This window comes from Mesorhizobium sp. WSM4312 (genome assembly GCF_002294875.1).
Taxonomy (GTDB): domain Bacteria; phylum Pseudomonadota; class Alphaproteobacteria; order Rhizobiales; family Rhizobiaceae; genus Mesorhizobium.
The window spans coordinates 43,583-63,556 of the sequence record NZ_NSFU01000014.1; the positions used below are offsets into that span (position 1 = coordinate 43,583).

Sequence of the window (19,974 nt, forward strand, 5' to 3'; positions counted from 1 at the left end):
TCTGCCGCATCGCAACAAGGAGACGCGTGATGCAAACCCGCAAGCTGGGAACTGAATTGAACGTTTATCCCGTCGGCCTCGGCTGCATGGGCATGAGCTTCGCCTATGGCGGCCAGCCGGAGGCAGAGGCGATCGCCACGCTGCACCGCGCCGTCGAGATCGGCGTCAACTTCTTCGACACGGCGGAAGTCTATGGTCCTTACGAGAACGAGATCCTGCTCGGCAAGGCGCTGAAATCGGTGCGCGACAAAGTCACCATCGCCACCAAATTCGGCTTCAAGATTCTGGAGGAAGGCACCGGCCTCGACCGCATGGCCGGCGTCGACAGCCGCCCCGAGCACGTCAAGGCGGTGGCCGAGGCCTCGCTGAAGCGGTTGGGCACCGATGTCATCGACCTCTATTACCAGCACCGTGTCGATCCCAACGTGCCGATCGAGGATACGGTCGGCGCCATGGCAGAGCTGGTGCGCGAGGGCAAGGTGCGCGCGCTCGGCCTGTCGGAGGCAAGTGCGGCGACCATCCGCCGGGCGCATGCCGTGCATCCGATCGCTGCCGTGCAGAGCGAATACTCGCTGTGGAGCCGCGACCCGGAAGAGGAGGTCTTCGCCGTCTGCCGTGAACTCGGCATAGGCTTCGTCCCCTACAGCCCGCTCGGCCGTGGTCTTTTGACGGGCAAGATCGCCAGGCCCGAAACACTTGACGATGGCGACTGGCGCCGGACCTTGCCGCGCTTCCAGGCCGAGGCCATGCAAGCCAATGCCAAGGTCATCGCCACGCTGGAAAGGATGGCGGCGGAAAAGGGCGTAACCTCGGCGCAGCTGGCGCTGGCCTGGGTGCTGCACCAGGGCGATTTCATCGTACCGATCCCGGGTGCGCGAAAAATCCGCCACCTGGAGCAGAACACGGCGGCGGCCGGGATTGAACTGAGCGCGGCCGAAGTGGCGGCGATCGGCGATGCGCTGTCGCCGGATAAGGTGGTCGGCAAGCGCTACACCGAGGAGCTGCTGGCGTTGGTGAATGGGTGAATTGCAATTCAGAATTCGGAAAGGGGCGCTTCGGCGCCTCTTTTTGCAGCGTTGAAGGAGGGAGACGTCGGCGCGAGGCGCCCCCCTCTGTCCTGCCGGACATCTCCCCCACGAGGGGGGAGATTGGGTGCCGTCCCGGCTTTCGCTAATCGCTGACGTTGGAGAATGGGCGGGGCGCCGAAGCTGCTGATCTCCCCCCAAGTGGGGGAGATGTCCGGCAGGACAGAGGGGGGCGCCTTGCGCCGACATTTCTATGTCTGCACCCTACCAAGGCACCACAATAATCTCAGGCCAGTTCTCCTTTGCCCGCTTGCCCTTCGCCTCATGCGTTCGCTGGTTGTCCGTCACCCGGTTCGGCGTGATGCGAAACGAGAAGACGTCATCAAGCCCGAACGGCGCCACCAGCTCCATCTGCCCACCGGCGTCGTAGCGAACCCCGACCCCATGCGTCTTGGAGGCAAAATAGCTGATGGGTTCGCTGGAGCTCGTATAGCGTGGGCAGGGCTGCCCGAATTTCTGCGGATACCACAGATGCACCCGCGCCTGGTTGCGCACCTCGACCGGCAGCGCCAGCCTCTCGAAATGCCGCGCCGCCCGGCGGATGACAGCATCCTCGGCCTCATAGGACAGGTCGCTGTCGTCGAAATAGAACAGGTCGACATCCTTGATGCCGTAACCCGACGGCTTGCCGGTCAGATGGTTCCAGACTGTATTGTAGAGCGCCCCAGAAACCACCAGCCAGTCCGGCAGCTCAAGCGTGCGGGCCCGCGCCAGCGCCTCATGGACGAGCGGGTCCCCCAAGATGATGTCGAGGAACGCCGCGCGCTGTGCTTCGAACGGCAGCCCGGAATAGCGCAGATGATCCATCGCCCTTTGGAGGACGATTCGCCATCTGCCTGCAAGCCGTGGTTCCAGCGCAATTCCGGACGGAAAACCGCCAAGCACTTTTCCTGGAATTGCTTCAGCCGCGCAGCACGCCACCCGTCTGCTTGCCGACATTCTCGACGATGCGCTTGGCCAGCGCCTCGAAATCCTCGTCGGTCAGCGTCTTCTCGACCGGCTGGATCGACACTTCGATGGCGATCGATTTTTTGTCGGCGCCGAGCGACGCTCCTTCGAAGATGTCGAAGACCGTGACGGCTGTGATCAGCTTCTTGTCGGCGGCAAGTGCTGCGCGCACCAGCGCGCCGGCCTCGATCGCTTTGTCGACGACGAAGGCGAAGTCGCGCTTCACCGCCTGGAAGGCGGAGAGTTCCAGCTTCGGCTTGGTCTTCGTCGGCTTGGCTTTCGGCTCCGGCACGGCGTCGACGAACACTTCGAAGCCGCAGAGCGGGCCGGAAACGTCGAGCCCTTCCATCGTCTTGGGATGGAATTCGCCGAACGTGCCGAGCACGGTCTTCGGCCCGAGCTTGATCGTGCCGGACCGGCCGGGATGGTACCAGGCTGGACCGCCCGCCTCGATCTGCAGCCGCTCGACCGGCGCGCCGCAGGCTTCGAGCGCCGCGATCGCATCGGCCTTGGCGTCGAACACGCCGACGGGGCCGGAATTGCCGGCCCAGCTGCGGCCCGAGCCGTCGAGCTTGGCGGTGCCGCGGCGCACGCCGGCGGCGACGCGCCGCTGCTGGTCGGCGCCGTCGCCCTCATAGGTGCCCGAGACCTCGAACAGCGCGACGTCGCCAATGCCCTTGTCGGCATTGCGCTGCGCGGCGGCGATCAGCCCCGGCAGCAGCGACGGCCGCATGTCGGACATGTCGGCGGCGATCGGGTTGGCAAGCTTCAGCGCCTTCTGGCCGCCGCCGAACAGCTCGGCATGCTTGGCCGGGATGAACGACCAGGTGACGGCCTCCATCATGCCGCGCACGGCAAGCGCGCGCTTGGCGGTGCGGGTGCGGACCTGCAGCGTGGTCAGGATCTTCGAATTGACCGCGTCATGCGCGCCGAGCGGCTGCGGCGCGATGTTGTCGACGCCGTGGATGCGCATCACCTCCTCGACCAGGTCGGCCTTGCCGTCGACATCGGGACGCCAGGACGGCACCGCCACATCGACGACATCGCCCGAACCCTGCGGCTTGAAGCCGAGGCGCGACAGGATGTCGAGGCTTTCCGCCTCAGGCACCTCGATGCCGGTCAGCCGCGTCACTTCCGACAGCGGGAAGGAGACGATCTTGGGCTTGTGGCCGGCATAACCGACGACTTCGGTCTCGGCCGGCTCACCGCCGCAGAGATCGAGCACCAGCCTCGTCGCCAGCTCGATGCCGGGGACCATGAATTCAGGGTCGACGCCGCGCTCGAAACGGTAGCGCGCATCGGTGATGAGGCCGAGCGTGCGGCCGGTGCGGGCGGTGGTGATCGGATCCCAAAGCGCCGATTCGATCAGCACGTCCGTCGTGTTCTCGTCGCAGCCGGAATGCTCGCCGCCCATCACGCCGGCGATGGATTCGACGCCATTGTCATCCGCGATGGCGCACATGTCGGGCGTCAGCGTGTATTCGCGACCGTCCAGCGCCATCACCTTCTCGCCGTCCCTGGCGCGGCGCACGACGAGATTGCCGGCGACCTTCCTGGCGTCGAACACATGCAGCGGCCGGCCGCGATCGAAGGTGACGTAGTTGGTCATGTCGACCAGCGCGCTGATCGGCCTGAGACCAATGGCGATCAGCCTTTGCTGCAGCCATTTCGGCGAGGGGCCGTTCTTGACGCCGCGCACCAGCCGCAAGGCAAAGCCCGGACAAAGTTCCGGCGCCTCGATCACCACTTTGACCGGCGTCTGGCCCTTGCCGGCAATCTTTTCGACCGCAGCGCTTTTCAGCGTGCCGAGCCCGCTTGCCGCCAGATCCCTGGCAATGCCGTAAACGCTGGTGGCATCCGGCCGGTTCGGCGTCAGGTTGATCTCGATGACCGGATCGTCGAGATGGGCGTAGGACGCGAAGCTGGCGCCGACCGGCGCGTCCTCGGGCAGGTCGATGATGCCGTTGTGCTCATCGGACAGTTCCAGCTCGCGCTCGGAACACATCATGCCATGGCTCTCGACGCCGCGGATCTTGCCGACCGTCAGCGTGACGTCGATGCCGGGCACATAGGTGCCGGGCGCGGCGAAAGCACCGATCAGGCCGGCGCGGGCATTCGGCGCGCCGCAGACGACCTGGACGGGGGGCTTGCCGTCGCCGGTATCGACGGTCAGCACCCGCAGGCGGTCGGCATCGGGGTGCTGCACCGCCGTCAGCACCTTGGCGATGACGAAGGGTTTCAGGCTCGACTTGTCGTCGACATGCTCGACTTCGAGGCCGATCGACGTCAGCCGCTCAACGATCACGTTGAGCGTGGCGTCGGTCTCGAGATGATCCTTGAGCCAGGAGAGGGTGAATTTCATGGGGCTGTTCCGTCTGGTCTTTTGACGCTTGATTTCGGATGTCTCGGCAGATCGTCGGACATATGCAGGAAGGGAAGCTGCTCGCTGACATAGGCATGCAGCGTCGGCTTGAAATCGGCCGGCGCGTCCATGGCGCCGAGCATGAAATAGATGTCGTCTGCCAGCCGCTCGTCGACATAGGTGATGGGCGAGCCGCAGACGCCGCAAAACGAGCGCGTCACCGGGCCGTTCTCGTACATCATCAGCGCCTTGCCGGTGAACGCCACTTTATCGGCCAGGAAGCCGACAAAGGCCGAGACCGGCGCGCCGCTGGCCCGCCGGCAATCGCCGCAATGGCAATAGCCGACGTGATGCGGCTCGGCCGAGGCCTCGAACCGCACGGCGTCGCAGCGGCAGCCGCCGATGTGGAGCGCTGTCATGCGCTCAAGCCGCCGAACAGCGTCGGCATGTCGAGGGGCCGGAACCCGTAATGCGACAGCCAGCGCACATCCGCGTCGAAGAAGGCGCGCAGGTCCGGCATGCCGTATTTGAGCATGGCGATGCGGTCGATGCCCATGCCCCAGGCAAAGCCCTGATACTCGTCGGGATCGAGCCCGCCGGCGCGCAGCACATTGGGGTGCACCATGCCGCAGCCGAGGATCTCCATCCAGTCGGAGCCTTCGCCGAAGCGCACTTCGCCGGGCCGTGAGCGGTCGCACTGGATGTCGACCTCGAGGCTTGGCTCGGTGAACGGGAAGAAGGACGGCCGGAAGCGCATCTTGACTGACGGCACCTCGAAGAACGCCTTGCAGAATTCCTCCAGCACCCACTTCATATTGGCGACATTGGCCGTCTTGTCGATCACCAGACCCTCGACCTGATGGAACATCGGCGAGTGCGTGGCGTCGGAATCCTGGCGGTAGGTCTTGCCCGGAATGACGATGCGGATCGGCGGCTTCTGCTTCTCCATGGTGCGGATCTGCACGGGCGAGGTGTGCGTGCGCAACAGCTTGCGCTCACCCTTCCCGTCCGGCTGGAAGAAGAAGGTGTCGTGCATCTCGCGCGCCGGATGTCCTTCCGGGAAATTCAGCGCGGTGAAATTGTAGTAGTCGGTCTCGACATCGGGACCTTCGGCGATGGCGAAGCCGAGATCGCCGAAGATTGCGGCGATCTCGTCGATGACCTGGCTGATCGGATGGATGCGGCCGCGCTCGGCCGGCGACTGCCGCACCGGCAGCGTCACGTCGACCTTCTCGGCGGCGAGACGTGCTGCGATCGCCACATCCCTGAGTTCGGCCTTGCGGGCCGTCAGCGCCTCGGTGACGCGGTTCTTGAGGCCGTTGATGACGGGCCCCTTGAGCTGGCGCTCCTCGGCGGTCATGGCGCCAAGCGTTTTCAGCATCTCGGACACGGTGCCCTTCTTGCCGAAGGCGGCGATGCGCACGGCCTCGATGGCCGGCTCATCGGCGGCAGATGCGATATCGGCCAGCAGTGAATCTTCCAGGGCTTCAAGATTTCCAGCGGTGGCGTTCACAGTGAAGCTCTCTCGATAGGGTGACCGACACCATTTTGGTTCGTCGTCACCATTTTGGTTACATCAGGGTCAAAAAAGAACCCGCGCCAGCCGTGCCAGCGCGGGTTCCCCATAATCAGAATTGCGAATGCTTGGGAAGCGCTGGTCTTAGGCGACAGCGCTTTCAAAAGCGTTCGGCGTGGTGTTCTTCAGATATTCGAGCGCGACCTTGGCCTTGGCCACGAGCGCGGCGAAAGCCTGCGGCTCATGGATGGCCATGTCGGACAGGATCTTGCGATCGATCTCGATGCCGGCCTTGTTGAGGCCGTCGATGAAGCGGCCATAGGTCAGGCCATGCTCGTGGGTCGCGGCGTTGATGCGCTGGATCCACAGCGCGCGGAACGAGCGCTTGCGGTTCTTGCGGTCGCGGTAGGCGTACTGCAGCGACTTTTCCACCGCCTGCTTGGCGATGCGGATGGTGTTCTTGCGACGGCCGTAGAAGCCCTTGGCGGCTTTCAGGACCTTCTTGTGCTTGGCGTGCGAGGTGACGCCTCTTTTTACGCGTGCCATGTCATGATCTCCTTAAAAGCAATTCCTGGAAAAGTGTCTTGCGGTTTTCCGTTCGGAATTGCGTAAAACTAATGCGTGTCCAGACCGAATGCTCAGAGGCCGTTCGGCAGAAAATTCTTGATGACCTTCTTGCCATCCGGTTCAGCCAGAACCATCGTGCCGCGGGCATTTCGAATGAACTTGTTGGAACGCTTGATCATGCCGTGACGCTTGCCGGCCGCAGCCGACAGGACTTTACCCGTACCTGTGATCTTGAACCGCTTCTTGGCGGCCGACTTGGTCTTCATCTTGGGCATTTTGCTACTCCGTCTTGTTGGCGCACTATCGCGCTTCTTGTTCGCTCCGGGCCGACCAAAGCCCGAAAAGCAAATGAAACCGCCACGGCATGCCCTGCCGGGCGGTTTTCTTGAACGGCGGTCCTATACGTCAAAGCCGGCCTGTACGCAACACCTGAAGCCGTGCGGCGCTCTGTCCCGATCAGGGCAGCGTAAACCACACAGGCAGCACGCCCGACTGCTGCGCGCCGTCGATCAGTTCGAAGGCCGGCAGCGCGATCAGGAACACCAGGCCGTCGAGCAGCGTGGTCAGCAGCAGGCGCGGCTTGAAGCTGCCGGTGTCGCCCTCCTGATAGAGGGAAAGTTTCGGAAAGAAGCGCGGCACCTTCTCCAGATAGGCCTGATAGGGCGCCCCAAGTGCCTCCTTGAGGAATTTCTCTTCGCGCAGGATGACGATGTGGAAGGCCCCCGCGCATAGCAGTGCGAACAGGATAATGCCCGAGAACGAACCAATCTGCGCGCCGACGCCGGCCGCGGCCACGGTCGAGAACACATAAAGCGGGTTGCGGGTGATCGAGTAGGGCCCGCCCGTCACCACCTCGGAGGACTTGCGCCCGCCAATATAGAGCGTCGCCCAAAGGCGGCCGACGATGCCGAGGAAAATCAGCAGCACGCCGAACATCTCGACTGTTTCATGCACAGGCGTGTCGGGTGGGAAGGTCGATTGACCGAACAGCAGCGCCAGAAACAGCACCGCCACGAGGACGGCAAGCACCAGCCGACGCATCTGCTGGTAATTGCCCAGCCCGTATTTGAGTTCGTTGTCCAAGGGGATATCCGATCGTCGAGGAGCTATTGCATGTCGCCCAAAAGTGGGTCCGGTTTTGGGAGGACGACATGCATAAAAACAAAGCCGGCGATCGCAGCTTTAGCCGAGAAACAGGCGTCCCGCCGATCGCCGGGACGCTCTGCAAGACAATTCAGGCGGATTTGGAGCGCTGGTCGCGCCTGACTTTATCGTGATCTCAGGTGTTGATATTCAGCCCACCTTAGCGCGGCGCCAGCACCATCATCATCTGGCGGCCTTCGAGCTTCGGCTCCGCCTCGACCTTGGCGATGGTCGCCACTTCCTCGCGCACCTTGTTCAGAAGCTGCATGCCGAGTTCCATATGCGCCATCTCGCGGCCGCGGAAACGCAGCGTCAGCTTGACCTTGTCGCCTTCCTCGAAGAAGCGGCGCACCGCCTTCATCTTGGTCTCGTAGTCATGGCTGTCGATGTTCGGGCGCATCTTGATCTCCTTGATCTCGATGACCTTCTGATTCTTGCGCGCCTCGGCCGCCTTCTTCTGGTTGGCGTACTTCAACTTGCCGAGATCGAGGATCTTTACGACGGGCGGCACCGCATTGGGCGATATCTCAACGAGATCGAGCCCGGCCTCTTCGGCGAGCAGCAATGCGTCGTTGATGGAAACATCGCCGCGGTTCTGGCCTTCGGCGTCGATAAGCTGGACCCGGGGAACCCGGATGTCACGGTTGGAGCGCGGCCCATCCTTGGTTGGCGCCGCTGCTTTGAAAGGTCTGCGAATGGTCGTGGTCTCCTTGGCCGTTTCGTTCAGGATTTGTCAGTCTTGATGCGTGGACGCGCCAATGTGGTGAGCGCGCGGGCGGAGTCAATAGCACAGCGTTGACAGAAAATCACCCTGATCACCGCCTGCACCAAACAAAGAAGCAGCGCGAGCACTTTTCGCCACGCCATTGGCTGTGCCACAAGAGCCCGAGCCAGAAGAGGGGCCTGAGGAAAAAGCCATGACCGTCACGCCCCCAACCTTTCTCCCCCCGACCTTTCTCAACGTCGATGGATCGCGCATAGCGGTGCGCCATACGACAGGCGCCGTGCCCGGCATCGTCTGGCTCGGCGGCTACAAGTCGGACATGCTGGGCACGAAAGCGCAGACGCTGTCTGACTGGGCGGCGAAAGAGGGCCGCGCCTTCCTGCGCCATGACTATTCCGGCCACGGCGAATCCGGCGGCGCCTTTGCCGACGGTACGATTTCGACATGGCTTTCGCAAAGCCTTGTTGTGTTCCGGAAGTTTGCCAAGGGCAATCAGATCCTGGTCGGCTCGTCGATGGGCGCCTGGATCGCGCTGCGCATGGTGCAGGAATTGCGCAAGGCGGGCGACGCAAGCGTCGTCGGCCTGGTGCTGCTGGCGCCGGCGCCGGATTTTACTTCTGATCTGGTCGAACCGGCGCTGACCGAGGCGCAAAAGCGTGACCTCGCCGAGAAGGGTTTCTTCGCCGAGCCCTCCGATTATTCAGCCGAGCCCTACATCTATACACGCGCTTTGATCGAGGACGGGCGCGCCAACCGGGTAATGACCGGTCCGATCGACACGCATTGCCCGGTCCACATTCTGCAGGGACTGGCCGATCCGGACGTACCGTCGAGCCACGCGCTGAAACTGGTCAGCCTGCTGCCGGCCGACGATGTCACGCTGTCGCTCATTCCGGACGGCGATCACCGCCTGTCGCGGCCGCAGGATCTCGACATGCTGGTGCGGGCGGTCGGCGACATGGCCGGGCGGGGCAAGTGACGATGCGCCTTTCCATTCCGATCTCGGCCTTCGTCGCGGCAATCGTCGGCTTCGGCGGCACGCTGGCCATCGTCATCGCCGCCGCCCACGCGGTCGGCGCGTCGCAAATTCAGACGGCAAGCTGGGTGACGGCCATTTGCCTGGCCATGGCGATCGAGAGCCTGTGGCTGTCGTGGCGCACGAAAATGCCTGTCATCACCGCCTGGTCGACACCAGGCCTGGCGCTGATGGCGGCGTCGACCGGCTTTTCAATCGGCGAGGCCGTCGCCGCCTTCATCGCCACGGCCATCCTGCTGATCGCCACCGGCCTGTTCCGGCCCCTGACGCAATTGATCTCCAGGATACCGCCCTCGGTCGCTTCCGGCATGCTGGGCGGCATCGTCGTCACCTTCGCCCTCAATGCGGTCAAGACCGTTCCCGTCGACCCCTGGCTGATCCTGCCGCTGATCGCGGCCTTCTTCTTGATCCGCGTGTTCCACCCGGCGCTGTCGGTGCTGTCGGTGCTGGTCGGCGGCGGTCTCGCCGCATTTCTCACCGGCCGTGTCGGCGGCCTGCCGACACCGGAACTGTCGACGCTGACGCTGATCGCGCCTGATTTCACCGCCAAGGCGATGATCGGCCTGGCGCTGCCGCTTTATCTCGTCACCATGGCCTCTCAGAACCTCTCCGGGCTGGCCGTGCTGCGCGCCGCCGGCTACCATCCCGAACCCGGGCCGCTGATCGGCGTCACCGGACTGTTTTCCCTGTTGTCGGCGTCATTCGGTGGCTCGACGACCAATTTGGCGGCGATTTCGGCGGCGATCTGCACCGGGCCGGACGTCCATCCCGACCCCGCCGAGCGCTGGAAGACCGGCCCCTTTTATGCGCTCGCCTATCTCATCTTCGCGATTTTCGGCGCCTCGCTGGTGGCGATATTCGCCGTCCTGCCGCAAAGCCTGATCGTGCTGGTGGCGGGTCTGGCGCTGATGGCCTCGCTCGCCAATGCGCTGGCGATCGCACTGAAGCACGAGGGCGATCGCATGGCCGCCACCGTCACCTTCGTCGTCACCGCTTCGGGGTTGACCCTGTTCGGCGTTGGCGCCGCATTTTGGGGCCTCATCACCGGGCTGGTCGTGCTTTTCCTCGACAGTCTCAAAAAGCGATAATCATTTCAGGCCCTTGTCCGGTTTTGGCGGATATTGCCTTGAATCGCCGTTTTTGCCTTCCCATTTCGATTCCACGCAGCCGGTCTTGGCTGTCTCCAACCGAAGGAATGGGAGAAAATGAACACATCTGCATTGATCCGCCCGGCCTGGACGCCGGCAACCATCGCGTTGATGGTGATCGGCTTCATGGTGTTCTGGCCGCTCGGCTTCGCCATGCTCGCCTACATCATCTGGGGCGACCGGCTCGACGGCTTCAAGCGTGACGTCAACCGTGCGACCGACGGCATCTTCGCCGGCTGCCGCCGCGGTTCCGACAAGGCCGCGCGCTGGGGCAATGGCTCCGCCCGCACCGGCAACGTCGCTTTCGACGACTGGCGCGAAAAGGAGCTTGAGCGCCTCGCCGAGGAACGCCGCAAGCTCGATGACATGCTGACCGAGTTCGACGACTATGCCCGCGAACTGCGTCGCGCCAAGGATCAGGACGAGTTCGACCGCTTCATGGCGAAGCGCAACAAGTCGACCGCTCCGGCGAAGACCGATCCGAGCACCGGCACGACCCCCACCAAGCGTGGCAAGGGCTCGAACCTGCTTGACGACTGAGGCCGAGCGCATGGCCCCGAAAACCGGAACCGGTTTTCGGAAAAGGTCATGCGCCTACTTGAAGTGCTACAGCGTCCTCTGCGCGTCCCGGAGGACGCGCGGCGCTGTAGGGCAGGCCCGATCGTGAAAAAACGGCGTCGCGCGAGCGGCGCCGTTTCTTTTTTGTTCTAGTCGTTTTTCTCGAATCGCGTATCGTCCCGCCATGACCATCGGATTCTTCCGCAATCTGACGAAGCCCAAGGCCACGCCAGTCGTGGAGCGCGAATATTGCGTCGCCGGTCGCACGCTGCCGCTCAAGATCGTCGAGAGCGCCCGCGCTCGGCGCCTGACGCTGCGCATCGATTCCGGCGGCCAGGGCCTGCGCATCACCGTGCCGCCCGGCCTGCGCCGCGGCGAGGTGGACAGGTTCCTCGACCGCCATCAGGACTGGCTGGAGCAGCGGCTGGCCAAGGTGCCGGCGCGCCCGCAAGTGCGGCCGGGCATCAAGATCCCGATCCGGGGCGTGCCGCACCGTATCGTCCATGAACCGTCGAAGCGCGGCACCGCGACGGTATCGCGCGACGAGCGCGGCCCGCTGCTGATCGTTCATGGTGACCGTGTGCATCTGCCGCGCCGCATCGCCGACTTCTTGAAGCGCGAGGCCAAGAAGGAGATCGAGAAGCTGGTGATCAAACACACCGAGGCGCTCGGCAAGCGGGCCAAGGCGATCCGCTACAAGGACACGTCCAGCCGCTGGGGCTCCTGCACCTCGGAGGGCAATCTCTCCTTCTCCTGGCGCATCATGATGGCGCCGCAGCCTGTGATAAACTACCTCGTGGCACACGAGGTGGCGCATCTCAAGGAGATGAACCACGGCCCGAAATTCTGGAAATTGTGCGAAAAACTTTGCCCCGACACCGACCGCTGCAAGGACTGGCTGAAGCGCAATGGCGGCGCGCTGCAGGCGATCATGTTCGAGTAGGCGCGGATGTTGGCAGTGCGAAGAAGGCCGCCGCCGCTGGTGTAGGCGCGGGAGACTGGCCGGGCACTACGCCGCTTCGCCCTAGGATGACGGAAATCAGGGGCGCTCTACTCAATCGTCATTGGCTGCATTCAACTCCTCCGGCCGCAGCCCTTCATCGCCATGATGCGGCCAGGGCAGGAAATTCCGGTCGAATTCATCGCCGCCGAAATAATCGAGCGCCCGATGCGCCTCGGCGCCGTTGAAGGCGGCCTTGTCCATCAGATGGGCGATAACTTCGCGCGCCTGCGCGATCTTCTGCTTCAGTTCGGCAACCGTTCTGTCGGCCATGATCGTTCTCCCGCCCTGCATCCTGCCAATTAATCCCGTCCATCAATAGGTAGCGCCTTTGGGCTTGCCGGCAAACGGTATGCTTTTTCTCGACTCTGCCTCGATTTCATGCCAATTCCCGCACCATGGCGCTCGACATCAAAATCTGCGGCTTGAAGACCGACCAGGCAATGGCCGCGGCGCTCGGCGGCGGTGCCAGCCATGTCGGTTTTATCTTCTTCGCGAAGAGCCCGCGTTATGTCGAGCCGGCGGAAGCCGGGCGGCTGCGCGAAGCGGCGCGCGGCAAGGCCTTGGCGGTTGCTGTCACGGTCGACGCCAGCGACGCCTTCCTGGACGCGATCGTCACGGCGATGCAGCCCGACATGTTGCAGCTGCACGGCTCGGAAACCCCCGAACGGGTGGCGGAACTGAAAGCCCGTTCTGGCTTGCCGGTGATGAAGGCGTTGCCGCTCAGCGAGGCAGCCGATCTCGACCGGATCAAGCCGTTCATCGGCATAGCCGACCGCTTCCTGTTCGATGCCAAGCCGCCGAAAGGCTCCGAACTGCCGGGCGGCAATGGCGTCGCCTTCGACTGGCGCATCCTTGCCGGCCTTGACGCCGGCGTCGATTACATGCTTTCCGGTGGGCTCAACGCCGCCAATATCGGCGATGCCCTTCGGCTTGCGAACCCGCCCGGAATAGACATTTCCTCCGGTGTGGAAAGCGCGCCGGGCGTCAAGGATCCGGCGTTGATCGAACAATTTTTCCGGGCCGTCCGGGCAGCACGCGACAACCGCGCCGCCTGAGTGTGGTTCCAACCAGAGCATGTCCCGGAAAAGTGGAATCCGGTTTTCCGATAAGGACATGCTCTAGAACTTGATAGGCAGCATGTCCCGGAAAAGTGGAATCCGGTTTTCCGATAAGGACATGCTCAAAACATAAGATTTAGGAGATCGGCGATGGATCAGCCGGCGACACCCAATTCCTTCCGCACCGGACCCGACGAACAGGGCATGTTCGGCATTTTCGGCGGTCGTTTCGTCGCCGAAACGCTGATGCCGCTGATCCTCGACCTCGAGCGGCACTGGAACGAGGTCAAGAACGATCCGGACTTCAGGGCTGAGCTGACCGATCTTTCGACCCATTATGCCGGACGGCCGTCGAAGCTGTATTTCGCCGAGGGTCTCACGAAGCATCTCGGTGGTGCAAAAGTCTATTTCAAGCGCGAGGACCTGAACCATACCGGCTCGCACAAGATCAACAACTGCCTCGGCCAGATCCTGCTGGCCAAGCGCATGGGCAAGAAGCGCATCATCGCCGAGACCGGCGCCGGCCAGCATGGCGTGGCATCCGCCACCGTCGCTGCGCGCTTCGGCTATCCCTGCGTCGTCTATATGGGCGCCACCGACGTGGCCCGGCAGAGCCCGAATGTGTTCCGCATGAAGCTGCTCGGCGCCGAAGTGCGGCCGGTCACCGCCGGCCACGGCACGCTGAAGGACGCCATGAACGAAGCCCTTCGCGACTGGGTCACCAATGTCGAGGACACCTATTACCTGATCGGCACCGCCGCCGGCCCGCACCCCTATCCAGAGCTGGTGCGCGACTTCCAGTCGGTGATCGGCACCGAGGCGCGCGCGCAGATCCTCGAACAGGAAGGCCGGCTGCCCGACACCATCATCGCCGCTGTCGGCGGCGGCTCGAACGCCATCGGCCTGTTCCATCCCTTCCTCGACGACAAGGATGTGCGCATCATCGGCATCGAAGCGGGCGGACGCGGTCTCGACGGCATCGAACACTGCGCCTCGATGAATGCCGGTTCGCCAGGCGTGCTGCACGGCAACCGCACCTATCTCCTGCAGAACGCCGACGGCCAGATCATGGACGGCCATTCGATCTCGGCCGGCCTCGACTATCCCGGCGTCGGCCCGGAGCATTCCTGGCTGCGCGACTCCGGCCGCGTCGAATATGTGCCGATCCTCGACGACGAGGCGCTCGAAGCGTTCAAGCTGACGACGCGCGTCGAAGGCATCATCCCGGCACTGGAATCCGCGCACGCCATCGCCCACGCGGTCAAGATCGTGCCCGCCATGGACAAGGACCAGATCGTCATCGTCAACCTGTCCGGCCGTGGCGACAAGGACGTGCACACGGTGGCCTCGATGCTGGGCATGGAGATCTAGGCCCTTTGGATAGTTTCGACTTGGGAGTTGATTGTGAGCAAAATTCGTCCAAAGGGCCAGACATGACCACCCGCATCGACCGCCGCATGGCGAAGCTGAAGACCGAAGGCCGCCCGGCGCTCGTCACCTATTTCATGGGCGGCGACCCCGACTACGACACCTCGCTGTCGATCATGAAGGCGCTTCCCGGCGCCGGCTCCGACATCATCGAACTCGGCATGCCGTTTTCCGATCCGATGGCCGACGGCCCGGCGATCCAGGCGGCGGGCCTGCGGGCGCTGAAAGGCGGCCAGACGCTGGTCAAGACGCTGAAGATGGCGTCCGAGTTCCGCGCCGGCGACAATGAAACGCCGATCGTGCTGATGGGCTACTACAACCCGATCTATATCTACGGTGTCGACCGCTTCCTGAAAGACGCGCTGGCCAGCGGCATCGACGGGCTGATCGTCGTCGACCTGCCGCCGGAAATGGACGAGGAACTCTGCATTCCGGCGCTGAAGGCCGGCATCAACTTCATCTGCCTGGCGACGCCGACCACCGACGACAAGCGCCTGCCCAAGGTGCTGCAGAACACGTCGGGCTTCGTCTACTATGTCTCGATGACCGGCATTACCGGCTCGGCGCTGGCCGACACCGGCAAGGTGGCCGCCGCCGTCAACCGGATCAAGGGCCATACCGATTTGCCGGTCTGCGTCGGCTTCGGCGTCAAGACCGCCGAGCAGGCGCGTGTCATCGGCGCCAATGCCGATGGCGTCGTCGTCGGCACGGCAATCGTCAATGCGGTGGCCAATGTGCTGGGACCGAAGGGCGAAAAGACCGCCGACCCGGCCGAGGCCGTCGCCACGCTGGTCAGCGGCCTGGCGCAAGGCGTGCGTTCGGCCCGCCTTGCTGCCGCCGAATAGTTTTCCTACCTCTGGTCTTGTGCATGTCGTTATCGCCCGGTCCCCTTATGGACGGCATGCACTAACTCTTCTTCGTCAGGACAGGAGCCGAAGCGATGAACTGGATCACCAATTACGTTCGCCCGAAGATCAATTCGATGCTCGGCCGGCGCACCGACATGCCCGAGAATCTCTGGATCAAGGATCCCGAGACCGGCGAAATGGTGTTCCATAAGGATCTGGAATCCAATCAGTTCGTCATCCCGTCTTCCGGCCATCACATGAAGATTTCGGCCAAGGAGCGGCTGAAATACTTCCTCGACGACGGCAGGTACGAGCAGCTCGAAAACCCCAAGGTCGTGCTGGATCCGCTGAAGTTCCGCGACGAGAAGCGCTATACCGACCGGCTGAAGGACGCCAAGGCCAAGACCGGCCTGGAAGACGCCATCGTCAACGCGCTGGGAACCGTCGAAGGCCTGCCGGTGGTGGTGACGGTGCAGGACTTCGCCTTCATGGGCGGCTCGCTAGGCATGGCGGCGGGCGATGCCATCGTGCACGCTTTCGAGGTTGCCCTGCAGCGCAAGCGGCCGCTGATCCTGTTCGCCGCTTCCGGCGGCGCCCGCATGCAGGAAGGTATCCTGTCCCTGATGCAGCTGCCGCGCACCACGGTCGGCGTCGACCGGCTGAAGGAAGCCGGCCTTCCCTATATCGTCGTGCTGACCAACCCGACCACCGGCGGCGTCACCGCCTCCTACGCCATGCTGGGCGACGTGCACATTGCCGAACCCGGCGCGCTGATCGGCTTTGCCGGGCCGCGCGTCATTGAACAGACCATCCGCGAGAAACTGCCGGACGGCTTCCAGCGCTCCGAATATCTGATGGAGCACGGCATGGTCGACATGGTGGTGTCGCGGCTGGAGATGCGCCAAACGATCGCGCGGCTGCTGAAGATGCTGCTCAAGATGCCGGGCGAGCAAAAGCCGCTGGAGCCGGAAATCCTGCCGCAAGCGGTCGTTGCCGCCGAAACCAGGCCGCAAGCCTGACGCACACTGTGCATGTCGCCCAAAAATGACCTCGGTTTTGGGAAAACGACATGCATAACGCGGCGTTGGCCGCCGCGAACAGCGATTGCGCCATGTCCATGGCGCGCTGTAGCCTTTTGATTGCCATGGCCATTCCGGGATTGATTCTGGTGCTCGGGCCATGCGCCGGGATTCTGCGATGACAACGCTTGCCGCCGACCGCGAAATCGAAGCCCTGATGGCGCTTCATCCGAAAGGTTTCGACCTTTCGCTCGACCGCATCACGCGGCTCCTGGAGCGGCTTGGCAATCCGCAGGATCTGCTGCCGCCGGTCATCCACATCGCCGGCACCAACGGCAAGGGTTCCTGCGCCGCCTTTTCGCGTGCGCTGCTCGAAGCCGCTGGCCACCTTGTCCATGTCCACACGTCGCCGCATCTGGTGAACTGGGCCGAGCGCTACCGGCTGGCCGCCGAAGGCGGCGGCAGGCTGGTCGATGACGATGTCTTCGCCGAAGCCATTGCCCGCGTCGCCAAGGCCAATGACGGTCAGAAAATCACCGTCTTCGAGATACTCACCGCCGTCACCTTCATCCTGTTTTCCGAACATCCGGCCGAAGCCGCCATCATCGAGGTCGGCCTTGGTGGCCGCTTCGACGCCACCAATATCGTCGCCAGGCCCGCCGTCTCGGTGATCATGCCGGTGTCGATGGACCACGAAGCCTATCTTGGCGACCGTGTCGAACTGATCGCCGCCGAAAAGGCCGGCATCATGAAGCGCGGCTGCCCGGTGGTGATCGGCGCGCAGGAAAGCGAGACAGCGCTGCAGGTGCTGATCGAGACCGCCGAGCGGCTGGAGTGCCCGACCTTCGTCTATGGCCAGGATTTCCTCGCCTTCGAGGAAAACGGCCGCATGGTCTATCAGGACGAGGATGGCCTGATGGATTTGCCGCCGCCGCGTCTGCCCGGGCGCCACCAGTTCGCCAATGCCGCCGCCGCGATCGCCGCGGTCAAGGCGGCCGGCTTCGAGATCAGCCACCGCGCCGCCGAAAAGGCGATGACCCACGTCGCCTGGCCCGGCCGCATGCAGAAACTGATGCAGGGCCGGCTGACGGATCTGGCGCCGAAGGGCGCCGACATCTGGCTCGACGGCGGCCACAATCCGGGCGCCGGCGTGGTCGTCGCCGAGGCGCTGGCCGAGCAGGAGGAAAAGAACCCGCGCCCGCTCTTCATCATTTCGGGAATGATCAACACCAAGGACCAGAGCGGCTATTTCCGCGCCTTCAAGGGTCTCGTCCGGCATGTCTACACCGTGCCGGTGAGCCTGAGCGATGCGGGCGTGCCGAACGACGAACTGGCGGTCCGCGCCACGGAAGCCGGGCTGACGGCCGAGCCGGTGAGTTCCGTCGCCAACGCGCTGATGCTGCTGCGCGACACCTGGGATGGCCCGCCGCCGCGCATCCTGATCGGCGGGTCACTTTATCTGGCCGGCGCGGTGCTGGCCGAGAATGGCACGCCGCCGACGTGAGCGCTTGATGACCGGCGCAGGGAGCCCGTGATGATCAAGATAAAGCAGCTGGCCCATGTCTGCATTTTCGCCCATGACCTGGAAGCGACGCGCAGTTTCTACCGCGACGTGCTCGGCATGGACACGCGGTTCAATTTCCTGCGTGACGGCGAGATTTTCGGCTTCTACCTCGACTGCGGCGGCCGCAGCCATGTCGAGGTGTTCCAGAAGGATGCCGCCACCTACAGCGAACTCAACCAGATCAACCATTTCTGCCTGGAAGTCGAAGACATCGACGCCGCGATCGCCCATATCAAGTCGAAGGGCATCGACGTGACCGCGAAGAAGCATGCCTGCGACGACACCTTTCAGGCCTGGATCCGCGATCCCAACGGCGTGAAGATCGAGCTGTTCGAGTACACCGACAAAAGCGCGCAGTTCATCGGCGGCGACCGCATCGCCGACTGGTGACAGACATGCTCTAGAAATCCCAAGGCGAGACCAGCTCAAGCTTGGCCGGAGCGAAGTCGTTGAGATTGCGCGTTGCCAGCCGGCCTCCATTCACGCGCGCTATCGCCGCGATCATGCCGTCGGGAGCCGACATGCCGCGACCTTGGCGCGTCGCGGCCCCCATGATCTCGCCGTAAGCCAGGGCAGCCTCTTCCGTCAGTCCAAAAATCCGGTCGGCAAATCGATGCCGCCATCGGGAAAGTCCCTGTTCCAGCCGATCCGCACGCTCGTCAGGTCGTATCTTTTGAATACCGAAGGCGATTTCAGCAATCGTCACCGTGGGAAGGGCCAGTTCGGCGTCATTGCGGACAAGCCACGCCAGCACGGCTGGATCCGGCGTCTTCTTCAGAGACTCCGAAATCACGTTGGTATCGACGAAAATCAAAGCTCAATCCCGGAATGAGGCTCGCGACCCCCGCGAATAACTTTCTCCAGATCGATGTCAACGCCACTGCTTGCGGTCAGGCTCGCATAGAAGGTGGAGGCGGGTTCGCGGCCAGCTTCACGAATCTCGTAGGATTCAAGCGCGCGTTCGACCACGTCGGCTATCGAGCGGTTCTCGCGACGAGCAAGCCTATGAGCCAGGTCACGTGCTTTCGCGCTGCGGACTGAGAGCTGTGGTTCGGCCATTTCAAAACTCCCTTTGGAAGAGAAATATAAGCCGACTCGCCTCTGCCATCAAGATGGCACTTGATGGCGTGCCATCTCATGCGCGGTGAGCCCTTTCACTTCAGCTCGATCTCGATAAAGGCATATTCGCCGTCGTTGGCGCTGATGACGTCGTGTTCCACACCCTCCTTGCGGAAATAGGGCGCGCCTTTCTTCATCTCGGCGAAGGTCTCGCCGTCCTTGGTCACCAACTTCAGCTTGCCGTCCATCAGCGGCACCACGACATAGTCGTGGCCATGGCGATGCCAGCCGGTGTTGTCGCCGGGCTGGAAGCGGTATTCGGTGACGATGACGCGCTCATTGTCGATGAAGACGGTGGCCTTGGCGGATCCGGTCATGTCGCTCTCCTGTTTCTGCTGCCAGCAGAAGACATGGCGTGCCCCGATGTGAGGGCCAGAGCGGACTAGCCGATGGCGCCAACAAAAAAGCCCGGCGCGATGGCCGGGCTTTTGATATCGGGAAATTCAGTCGGATCAGAGGCTGCCATTGATCCAGTGCGACAGCGCGGTCTTCGGCGCGGCGCCAACCTTCATGTCGGCCACTTCACCGCCCTTGAAGATCATCAGCGTCGGGATCGAGCGCACGCCGAACTGCGCGGCCAACTCGGGATTCTCGTCGATGTTGAGCTTGGCGATCTTGATCTTGCTGCCGAGTTCGAGAGCGATGTCCTCAAGCGACGGCGCGATCTGCTTGCAGGGGCCGCACCATTCCGCCCAGAAATCGACCACCACCGGTACGTTGGCGTTGAGCACGTCAGCCTGAAAATTGTTCTTGTCGACCTTGACGGTTGCACCCATGCGGAAAATCCTTTCGAGAGTTCTTTGTCGCACCAAATGTGGTGGTTATCTAGCCCTTCTTCAAGCAGGTCT

At 63.3% G+C, this 19,974-nt stretch carries 25 protein-coding genes; 12 read left to right on the forward strand and 13 right to left on the reverse strand.

Translation table 11 applies throughout. The features are described 5' to 3' along the window. Positions 1-29 precede the first annotated feature (29 nt). Positions 30-1,025 carry an aldo/keto reductase gene (locus tag CK228_RS23400; RefSeq protein ID WP_095789399.1) on the forward strand — a complete coding sequence of 332 codons (996 nt, stop codon included), beginning with the start codon at positions 30-32 and terminating at the stop codon, positions 1,023-1,025. A gap of 264 nt (positions 1,026-1,289) precedes the next feature. On the opposite strand, the gene CK228_RS23405 is transcribed toward CK228_RS23400, so the two are convergent. The 7 genes from CK228_RS23405 to CK228_RS23435 form a co-directional block, all read right to left on the reverse strand. Further along, positions 1,290-1,892 carry a nucleotidyltransferase family protein gene (locus CK228_RS23405; protein ID WP_095789400.1) on the reverse strand — a complete coding sequence of 201 codons (603 nt, stop codon included), beginning with the start codon at positions 1,890-1,892 and terminating at the stop codon, positions 1,290-1,292. A 94-nt stretch (positions 1,893-1,986) separates the two neighbouring features. Continuing rightward, the gene (gene pheT / locus CK228_RS23410; RefSeq protein ID WP_095789401.1) at positions 1,987-4,395 is read right to left on the reverse strand and encodes a phenylalanine--tRNA ligase subunit beta; all 2,409 of its coding nucleotides are present in this window, start codon (positions 4,393-4,395) and stop codon (positions 1,987-1,989) included. Further along, a complete protein-coding gene (locus tag CK228_RS23415) occupies positions 4,392-4,814 on the reverse strand; it encodes a GFA family protein (RefSeq protein WP_095789402.1) in 423 nt (140 codons plus the stop codon). The genes pheT and CK228_RS23415 overlap by 4 nt, the downstream gene beginning before the upstream one ends. After that, positions 4,811-5,908, reverse strand: coding sequence for a phenylalanine--tRNA ligase subunit alpha (pheS, locus tag CK228_RS23420; RefSeq protein ID WP_095789403.1), 1,098 nt, complete (start codon positions 5,906-5,908; stop codon positions 4,811-4,813). The genes CK228_RS23415 and pheS overlap by 4 nt, the downstream gene beginning before the upstream one ends. Before the next feature lie 147 nt (positions 5,909-6,055). Next, entirely contained in the window at positions 6,056-6,457 is a 402-nt protein-coding gene (gene rplT, locus CK228_RS23425; RefSeq protein ID WP_006201247.1) for a 50S ribosomal protein L20, read from the reverse strand. A 92-nt stretch (positions 6,458-6,549) separates the two neighbouring features. Then, positions 6,550-6,753, reverse strand: a complete 204-nt coding sequence (gene rpmI, locus CK228_RS23430) for a 50S ribosomal protein L35 (protein WP_006201248.1) — start codon at positions 6,751-6,753, stop codon at positions 6,550-6,552. Between the two features lie 181 nt (positions 6,754-6,934). Beyond that, entirely contained in the window at positions 6,935-7,561 is a 627-nt protein-coding gene (locus tag CK228_RS23435) for an isoprenylcysteine carboxylmethyltransferase family protein (RefSeq protein ID WP_095792089.1), read from the reverse strand. 68 nt (positions 7,562-7,629) lie between these two features. Between CK228_RS23435 and CK228_RS36350 the strand changes: the two genes are divergently transcribed. Beyond that, positions 7,630-7,755: a hypothetical protein gene (locus CK228_RS36350; RefSeq protein WP_262928143.1), complete on the forward strand. Its 126-nt coding sequence runs from the start codon at positions 7,630-7,632 to the stop codon at positions 7,753-7,755. A 26-nt stretch (positions 7,756-7,781) separates the two neighbouring features. On the opposite strand, the gene infC is transcribed toward CK228_RS36350, so the two are convergent. Next, entirely contained in the window at positions 7,782-8,318 is a 537-nt protein-coding gene (infC, locus tag CK228_RS23440; protein WP_010912915.1) for a translation initiation factor IF-3, read from the reverse strand. A gap of 220 nt (positions 8,319-8,538) precedes the next feature. Between infC and CK228_RS23445 the strand changes: the two genes are divergently transcribed. The 4 genes from CK228_RS23445 (at position 8,539) to CK228_RS23460 (ending at position 12,030) form a co-directional block, all read left to right on the forward strand. After that, the gene (locus CK228_RS23445; protein WP_095789404.1) at positions 8,539-9,324 is read left to right on the forward strand and encodes an alpha/beta hydrolase; all 786 of its coding nucleotides are present in this window, start codon (positions 8,539-8,541) and stop codon (positions 9,322-9,324) included. Positions 9,325-9,326: 2 nt separating this feature from the next. Beyond that, entirely contained in the window at positions 9,327-10,469 is a 1,143-nt protein-coding gene (locus tag CK228_RS23450; RefSeq protein ID WP_095789405.1) for a benzoate/H(+) symporter BenE family transporter, read from the forward strand. A gap of 117 nt (positions 10,470-10,586) precedes the next feature. Beyond that, entirely contained in the window at positions 10,587-11,069 is a 483-nt protein-coding gene (locus tag CK228_RS23455) for a DUF2852 domain-containing protein (protein ID WP_027047647.1), read from the forward strand. Positions 11,070-11,271: 202 nt separating this feature from the next. After that, positions 11,272-12,030 carry a M48 family metallopeptidase gene (locus tag CK228_RS23460; RefSeq protein WP_095789406.1) on the forward strand — a complete coding sequence of 253 codons (759 nt, stop codon included), beginning with the start codon at positions 11,272-11,274 and terminating at the stop codon, positions 12,028-12,030. Positions 12,031-12,141: 111 nt separating this feature from the next. On the opposite strand, the gene CK228_RS23465 is transcribed toward CK228_RS23460, so the two are convergent. Further along, the gene (locus tag CK228_RS23465) at positions 12,142-12,360 is read right to left on the reverse strand and encodes a hypothetical protein (RefSeq protein ID WP_095771527.1); all 219 of its coding nucleotides are present in this window, start codon (positions 12,358-12,360) and stop codon (positions 12,142-12,144) included. Between the two features lie 125 nt (positions 12,361-12,485). Here CK228_RS23465 and CK228_RS23470 point away from each other — a divergent pair, with 125 nt between their 5' ends. From CK228_RS23470 to CK228_RS23495, 6 genes are all read left to right on the forward strand, one after another. Then, the gene (locus CK228_RS23470) at positions 12,486-13,145 is read left to right on the forward strand and encodes a phosphoribosylanthranilate isomerase (RefSeq protein WP_095771528.1); all 660 of its coding nucleotides are present in this window, start codon (positions 12,486-12,488) and stop codon (positions 13,143-13,145) included. A 153-nt stretch (positions 13,146-13,298) separates the two neighbouring features. Further along, entirely contained in the window at positions 13,299-14,519 is a 1,221-nt protein-coding gene (gene trpB / locus CK228_RS23475; RefSeq protein ID WP_095771529.1) for a tryptophan synthase subunit beta, read from the forward strand. 62 nt (positions 14,520-14,581) lie between these two features. Beyond that, a complete protein-coding gene (trpA, locus tag CK228_RS23480; RefSeq protein ID WP_095789407.1) occupies positions 14,582-15,421 on the forward strand; it encodes a tryptophan synthase subunit alpha in 840 nt (279 codons plus the stop codon). Between the two features lie 95 nt (positions 15,422-15,516). Beyond that, positions 15,517-16,443, forward strand: coding sequence for an acetyl-CoA carboxylase, carboxyltransferase subunit beta (gene accD, locus CK228_RS23485; RefSeq protein WP_095789408.1), 927 nt, complete (start codon positions 15,517-15,519; stop codon positions 16,441-16,443). A gap of 178 nt (positions 16,444-16,621) precedes the next feature. Next, positions 16,622-17,947, forward strand: coding sequence for a folylpolyglutamate synthase/dihydrofolate synthase family protein (locus tag CK228_RS23490; RefSeq protein ID WP_095789409.1), 1,326 nt, complete (start codon positions 16,622-16,624; stop codon positions 17,945-17,947). A gap of 30 nt (positions 17,948-17,977) precedes the next feature. Next, complete coding sequence (locus CK228_RS23495) at positions 17,978-18,397, forward strand: VOC family protein (RefSeq protein ID WP_095789410.1); 420 nt, start codon at positions 17,978-17,980, stop codon at positions 18,395-18,397. A gap of 10 nt (positions 18,398-18,407) precedes the next feature. On the opposite strand, the gene CK228_RS23500 is transcribed toward CK228_RS23495, so the two are convergent. The 4 genes from CK228_RS23500 to trxA all read right to left on the reverse strand — a co-directional run bounded on the left by CK228_RS23500 (position 18,408) and on the right by trxA (position 19,902). Next, positions 18,408-18,821, reverse strand: a complete 414-nt coding sequence (locus tag CK228_RS23500) for a type II toxin-antitoxin system VapC family toxin (protein ID WP_095771533.1) — start codon at positions 18,819-18,821, stop codon at positions 18,408-18,410. Beyond that, on the reverse strand, positions 18,818-19,066 hold the full coding sequence (locus CK228_RS23505) for a type II toxin-antitoxin system VapB family antitoxin (RefSeq protein WP_095771534.1): 249 nt from the start codon (positions 19,064-19,066) through the stop codon (positions 18,818-18,820). Before CK228_RS23505 ends, CK228_RS23500 begins: the two co-directional genes overlap by 4 nt. 95 nt (positions 19,067-19,161) lie before the next feature. After that, the gene (locus CK228_RS23510; protein WP_019862676.1) at positions 19,162-19,443 is read right to left on the reverse strand and encodes a cupin domain-containing protein; all 282 of its coding nucleotides are present in this window, start codon (positions 19,441-19,443) and stop codon (positions 19,162-19,164) included. A gap of 135 nt (positions 19,444-19,578) precedes the next feature. Next, positions 19,579-19,902, reverse strand: coding sequence for a thioredoxin (trxA, locus tag CK228_RS23515; protein ID WP_095771535.1), 324 nt, complete (start codon positions 19,900-19,902; stop codon positions 19,579-19,581). Positions 19,903-19,974: the final 72 nt, after the last annotated feature.

Bases quoted from the DNA above. Each gene is read 5' to 3' on its own strand.
- rpmI (WP_006201248.1), bottom strand. From the start codon at position 6,753: ATGCCCAAGATGAAGACCAAGTCGGCCGCCAAGAAGCGGTTCAAGATC.
- trpA (WP_095789407.1), top strand. From the start codon at position 14,582: ATGACCACCCGCATCGACCGCCGCATGGCGAAGCTGAAGACCGAAGGC.
- CK228_RS23400 (WP_095789399.1), top strand. From the start codon at position 30: ATGCAAACCCGCAAGCTGGGAACTGAATTGAACGTTTATCCCGTCGGC.
- CK228_RS23490 (WP_095789409.1), top strand. From the start codon at position 16,622: ATGACAACGCTTGCCGCCGACCGCGAAATCGAAGCCCTGATGGCGCTT.
- CK228_RS23505 (WP_095771534.1), bottom strand. From the start codon at position 19,066: ATGGCCGAACCACAGCTCTCAGTCCGCAGCGCGAAAGCACGTGACCTG.
- CK228_RS23445 (WP_095789404.1), top strand. From the start codon at position 8,539: ATGACCGTCACGCCCCCAACCTTTCTCCCCCCGACCTTTCTCAACGTC.
- CK228_RS23470 (WP_095771528.1), top strand. From the start codon at position 12,486: ATGGCGCTCGACATCAAAATCTGCGGCTTGAAGACCGACCAGGCAATG.
- CK228_RS23465 (WP_095771527.1), bottom strand. From the start codon at position 12,360: ATGGCCGACAGAACGGTTGCCGAACTGAAGCAGAAGATCGCGCAGGCG.
- rplT (WP_006201247.1), bottom strand. From the start codon at position 6,457: ATGGCACGCGTAAAAAGAGGCGTCACCTCGCACGCCAAGCACAAGAAG.
- CK228_RS36350 (WP_262928143.1), top strand. From the start codon at position 7,630: ATGCATAAAAACAAAGCCGGCGATCGCAGCTTTAGCCGAGAAACAGGC.
- CK228_RS23455 (WP_027047647.1), top strand. From the start codon at position 10,587: ATGAACACATCTGCATTGATCCGCCCGGCCTGGACGCCGGCAACCATC.
- trxA (WP_095771535.1), bottom strand. From the start codon at position 19,902: ATGGGTGCAACCGTCAAGGTCGACAAGAACAATTTTCAGGCTGACGTG.
- CK228_RS23415 (WP_095789402.1), bottom strand. From the start codon at position 4,814: ATGACAGCGCTCCACATCGGCGGCTGCCGCTGCGACGCCGTGCGGTTC.
- accD (WP_095789408.1), top strand. From the start codon at position 15,517: ATGAACTGGATCACCAATTACGTTCGCCCGAAGATCAATTCGATGCTC.
- CK228_RS23405 (WP_095789400.1), bottom strand. From the start codon at position 1,892: ATGGATCATCTGCGCTATTCCGGGCTGCCGTTCGAAGCACAGCGCGCG.
- trpB (WP_095771529.1), top strand. From the start codon at position 13,299: ATGGATCAGCCGGCGACACCCAATTCCTTCCGCACCGGACCCGACGAA.
- CK228_RS23495 (WP_095789410.1), top strand. From the start codon at position 17,978: ATGATCAAGATAAAGCAGCTGGCCCATGTCTGCATTTTCGCCCATGAC.
- CK228_RS23510 (WP_019862676.1), bottom strand. From the start codon at position 19,443: ATGACCGGATCCGCCAAGGCCACCGTCTTCATCGACAATGAGCGCGTC.
- CK228_RS23460 (WP_095789406.1), top strand. From the start codon at position 11,272: ATGACCATCGGATTCTTCCGCAATCTGACGAAGCCCAAGGCCACGCCA.
- pheT (WP_095789401.1), bottom strand. From the start codon at position 4,395: ATGAAATTCACCCTCTCCTGGCTCAAGGATCATCTCGAGACCGACGCC.
- CK228_RS23450 (WP_095789405.1), top strand. From the start codon at position 9,327: ATGCGCCTTTCCATTCCGATCTCGGCCTTCGTCGCGGCAATCGTCGGC.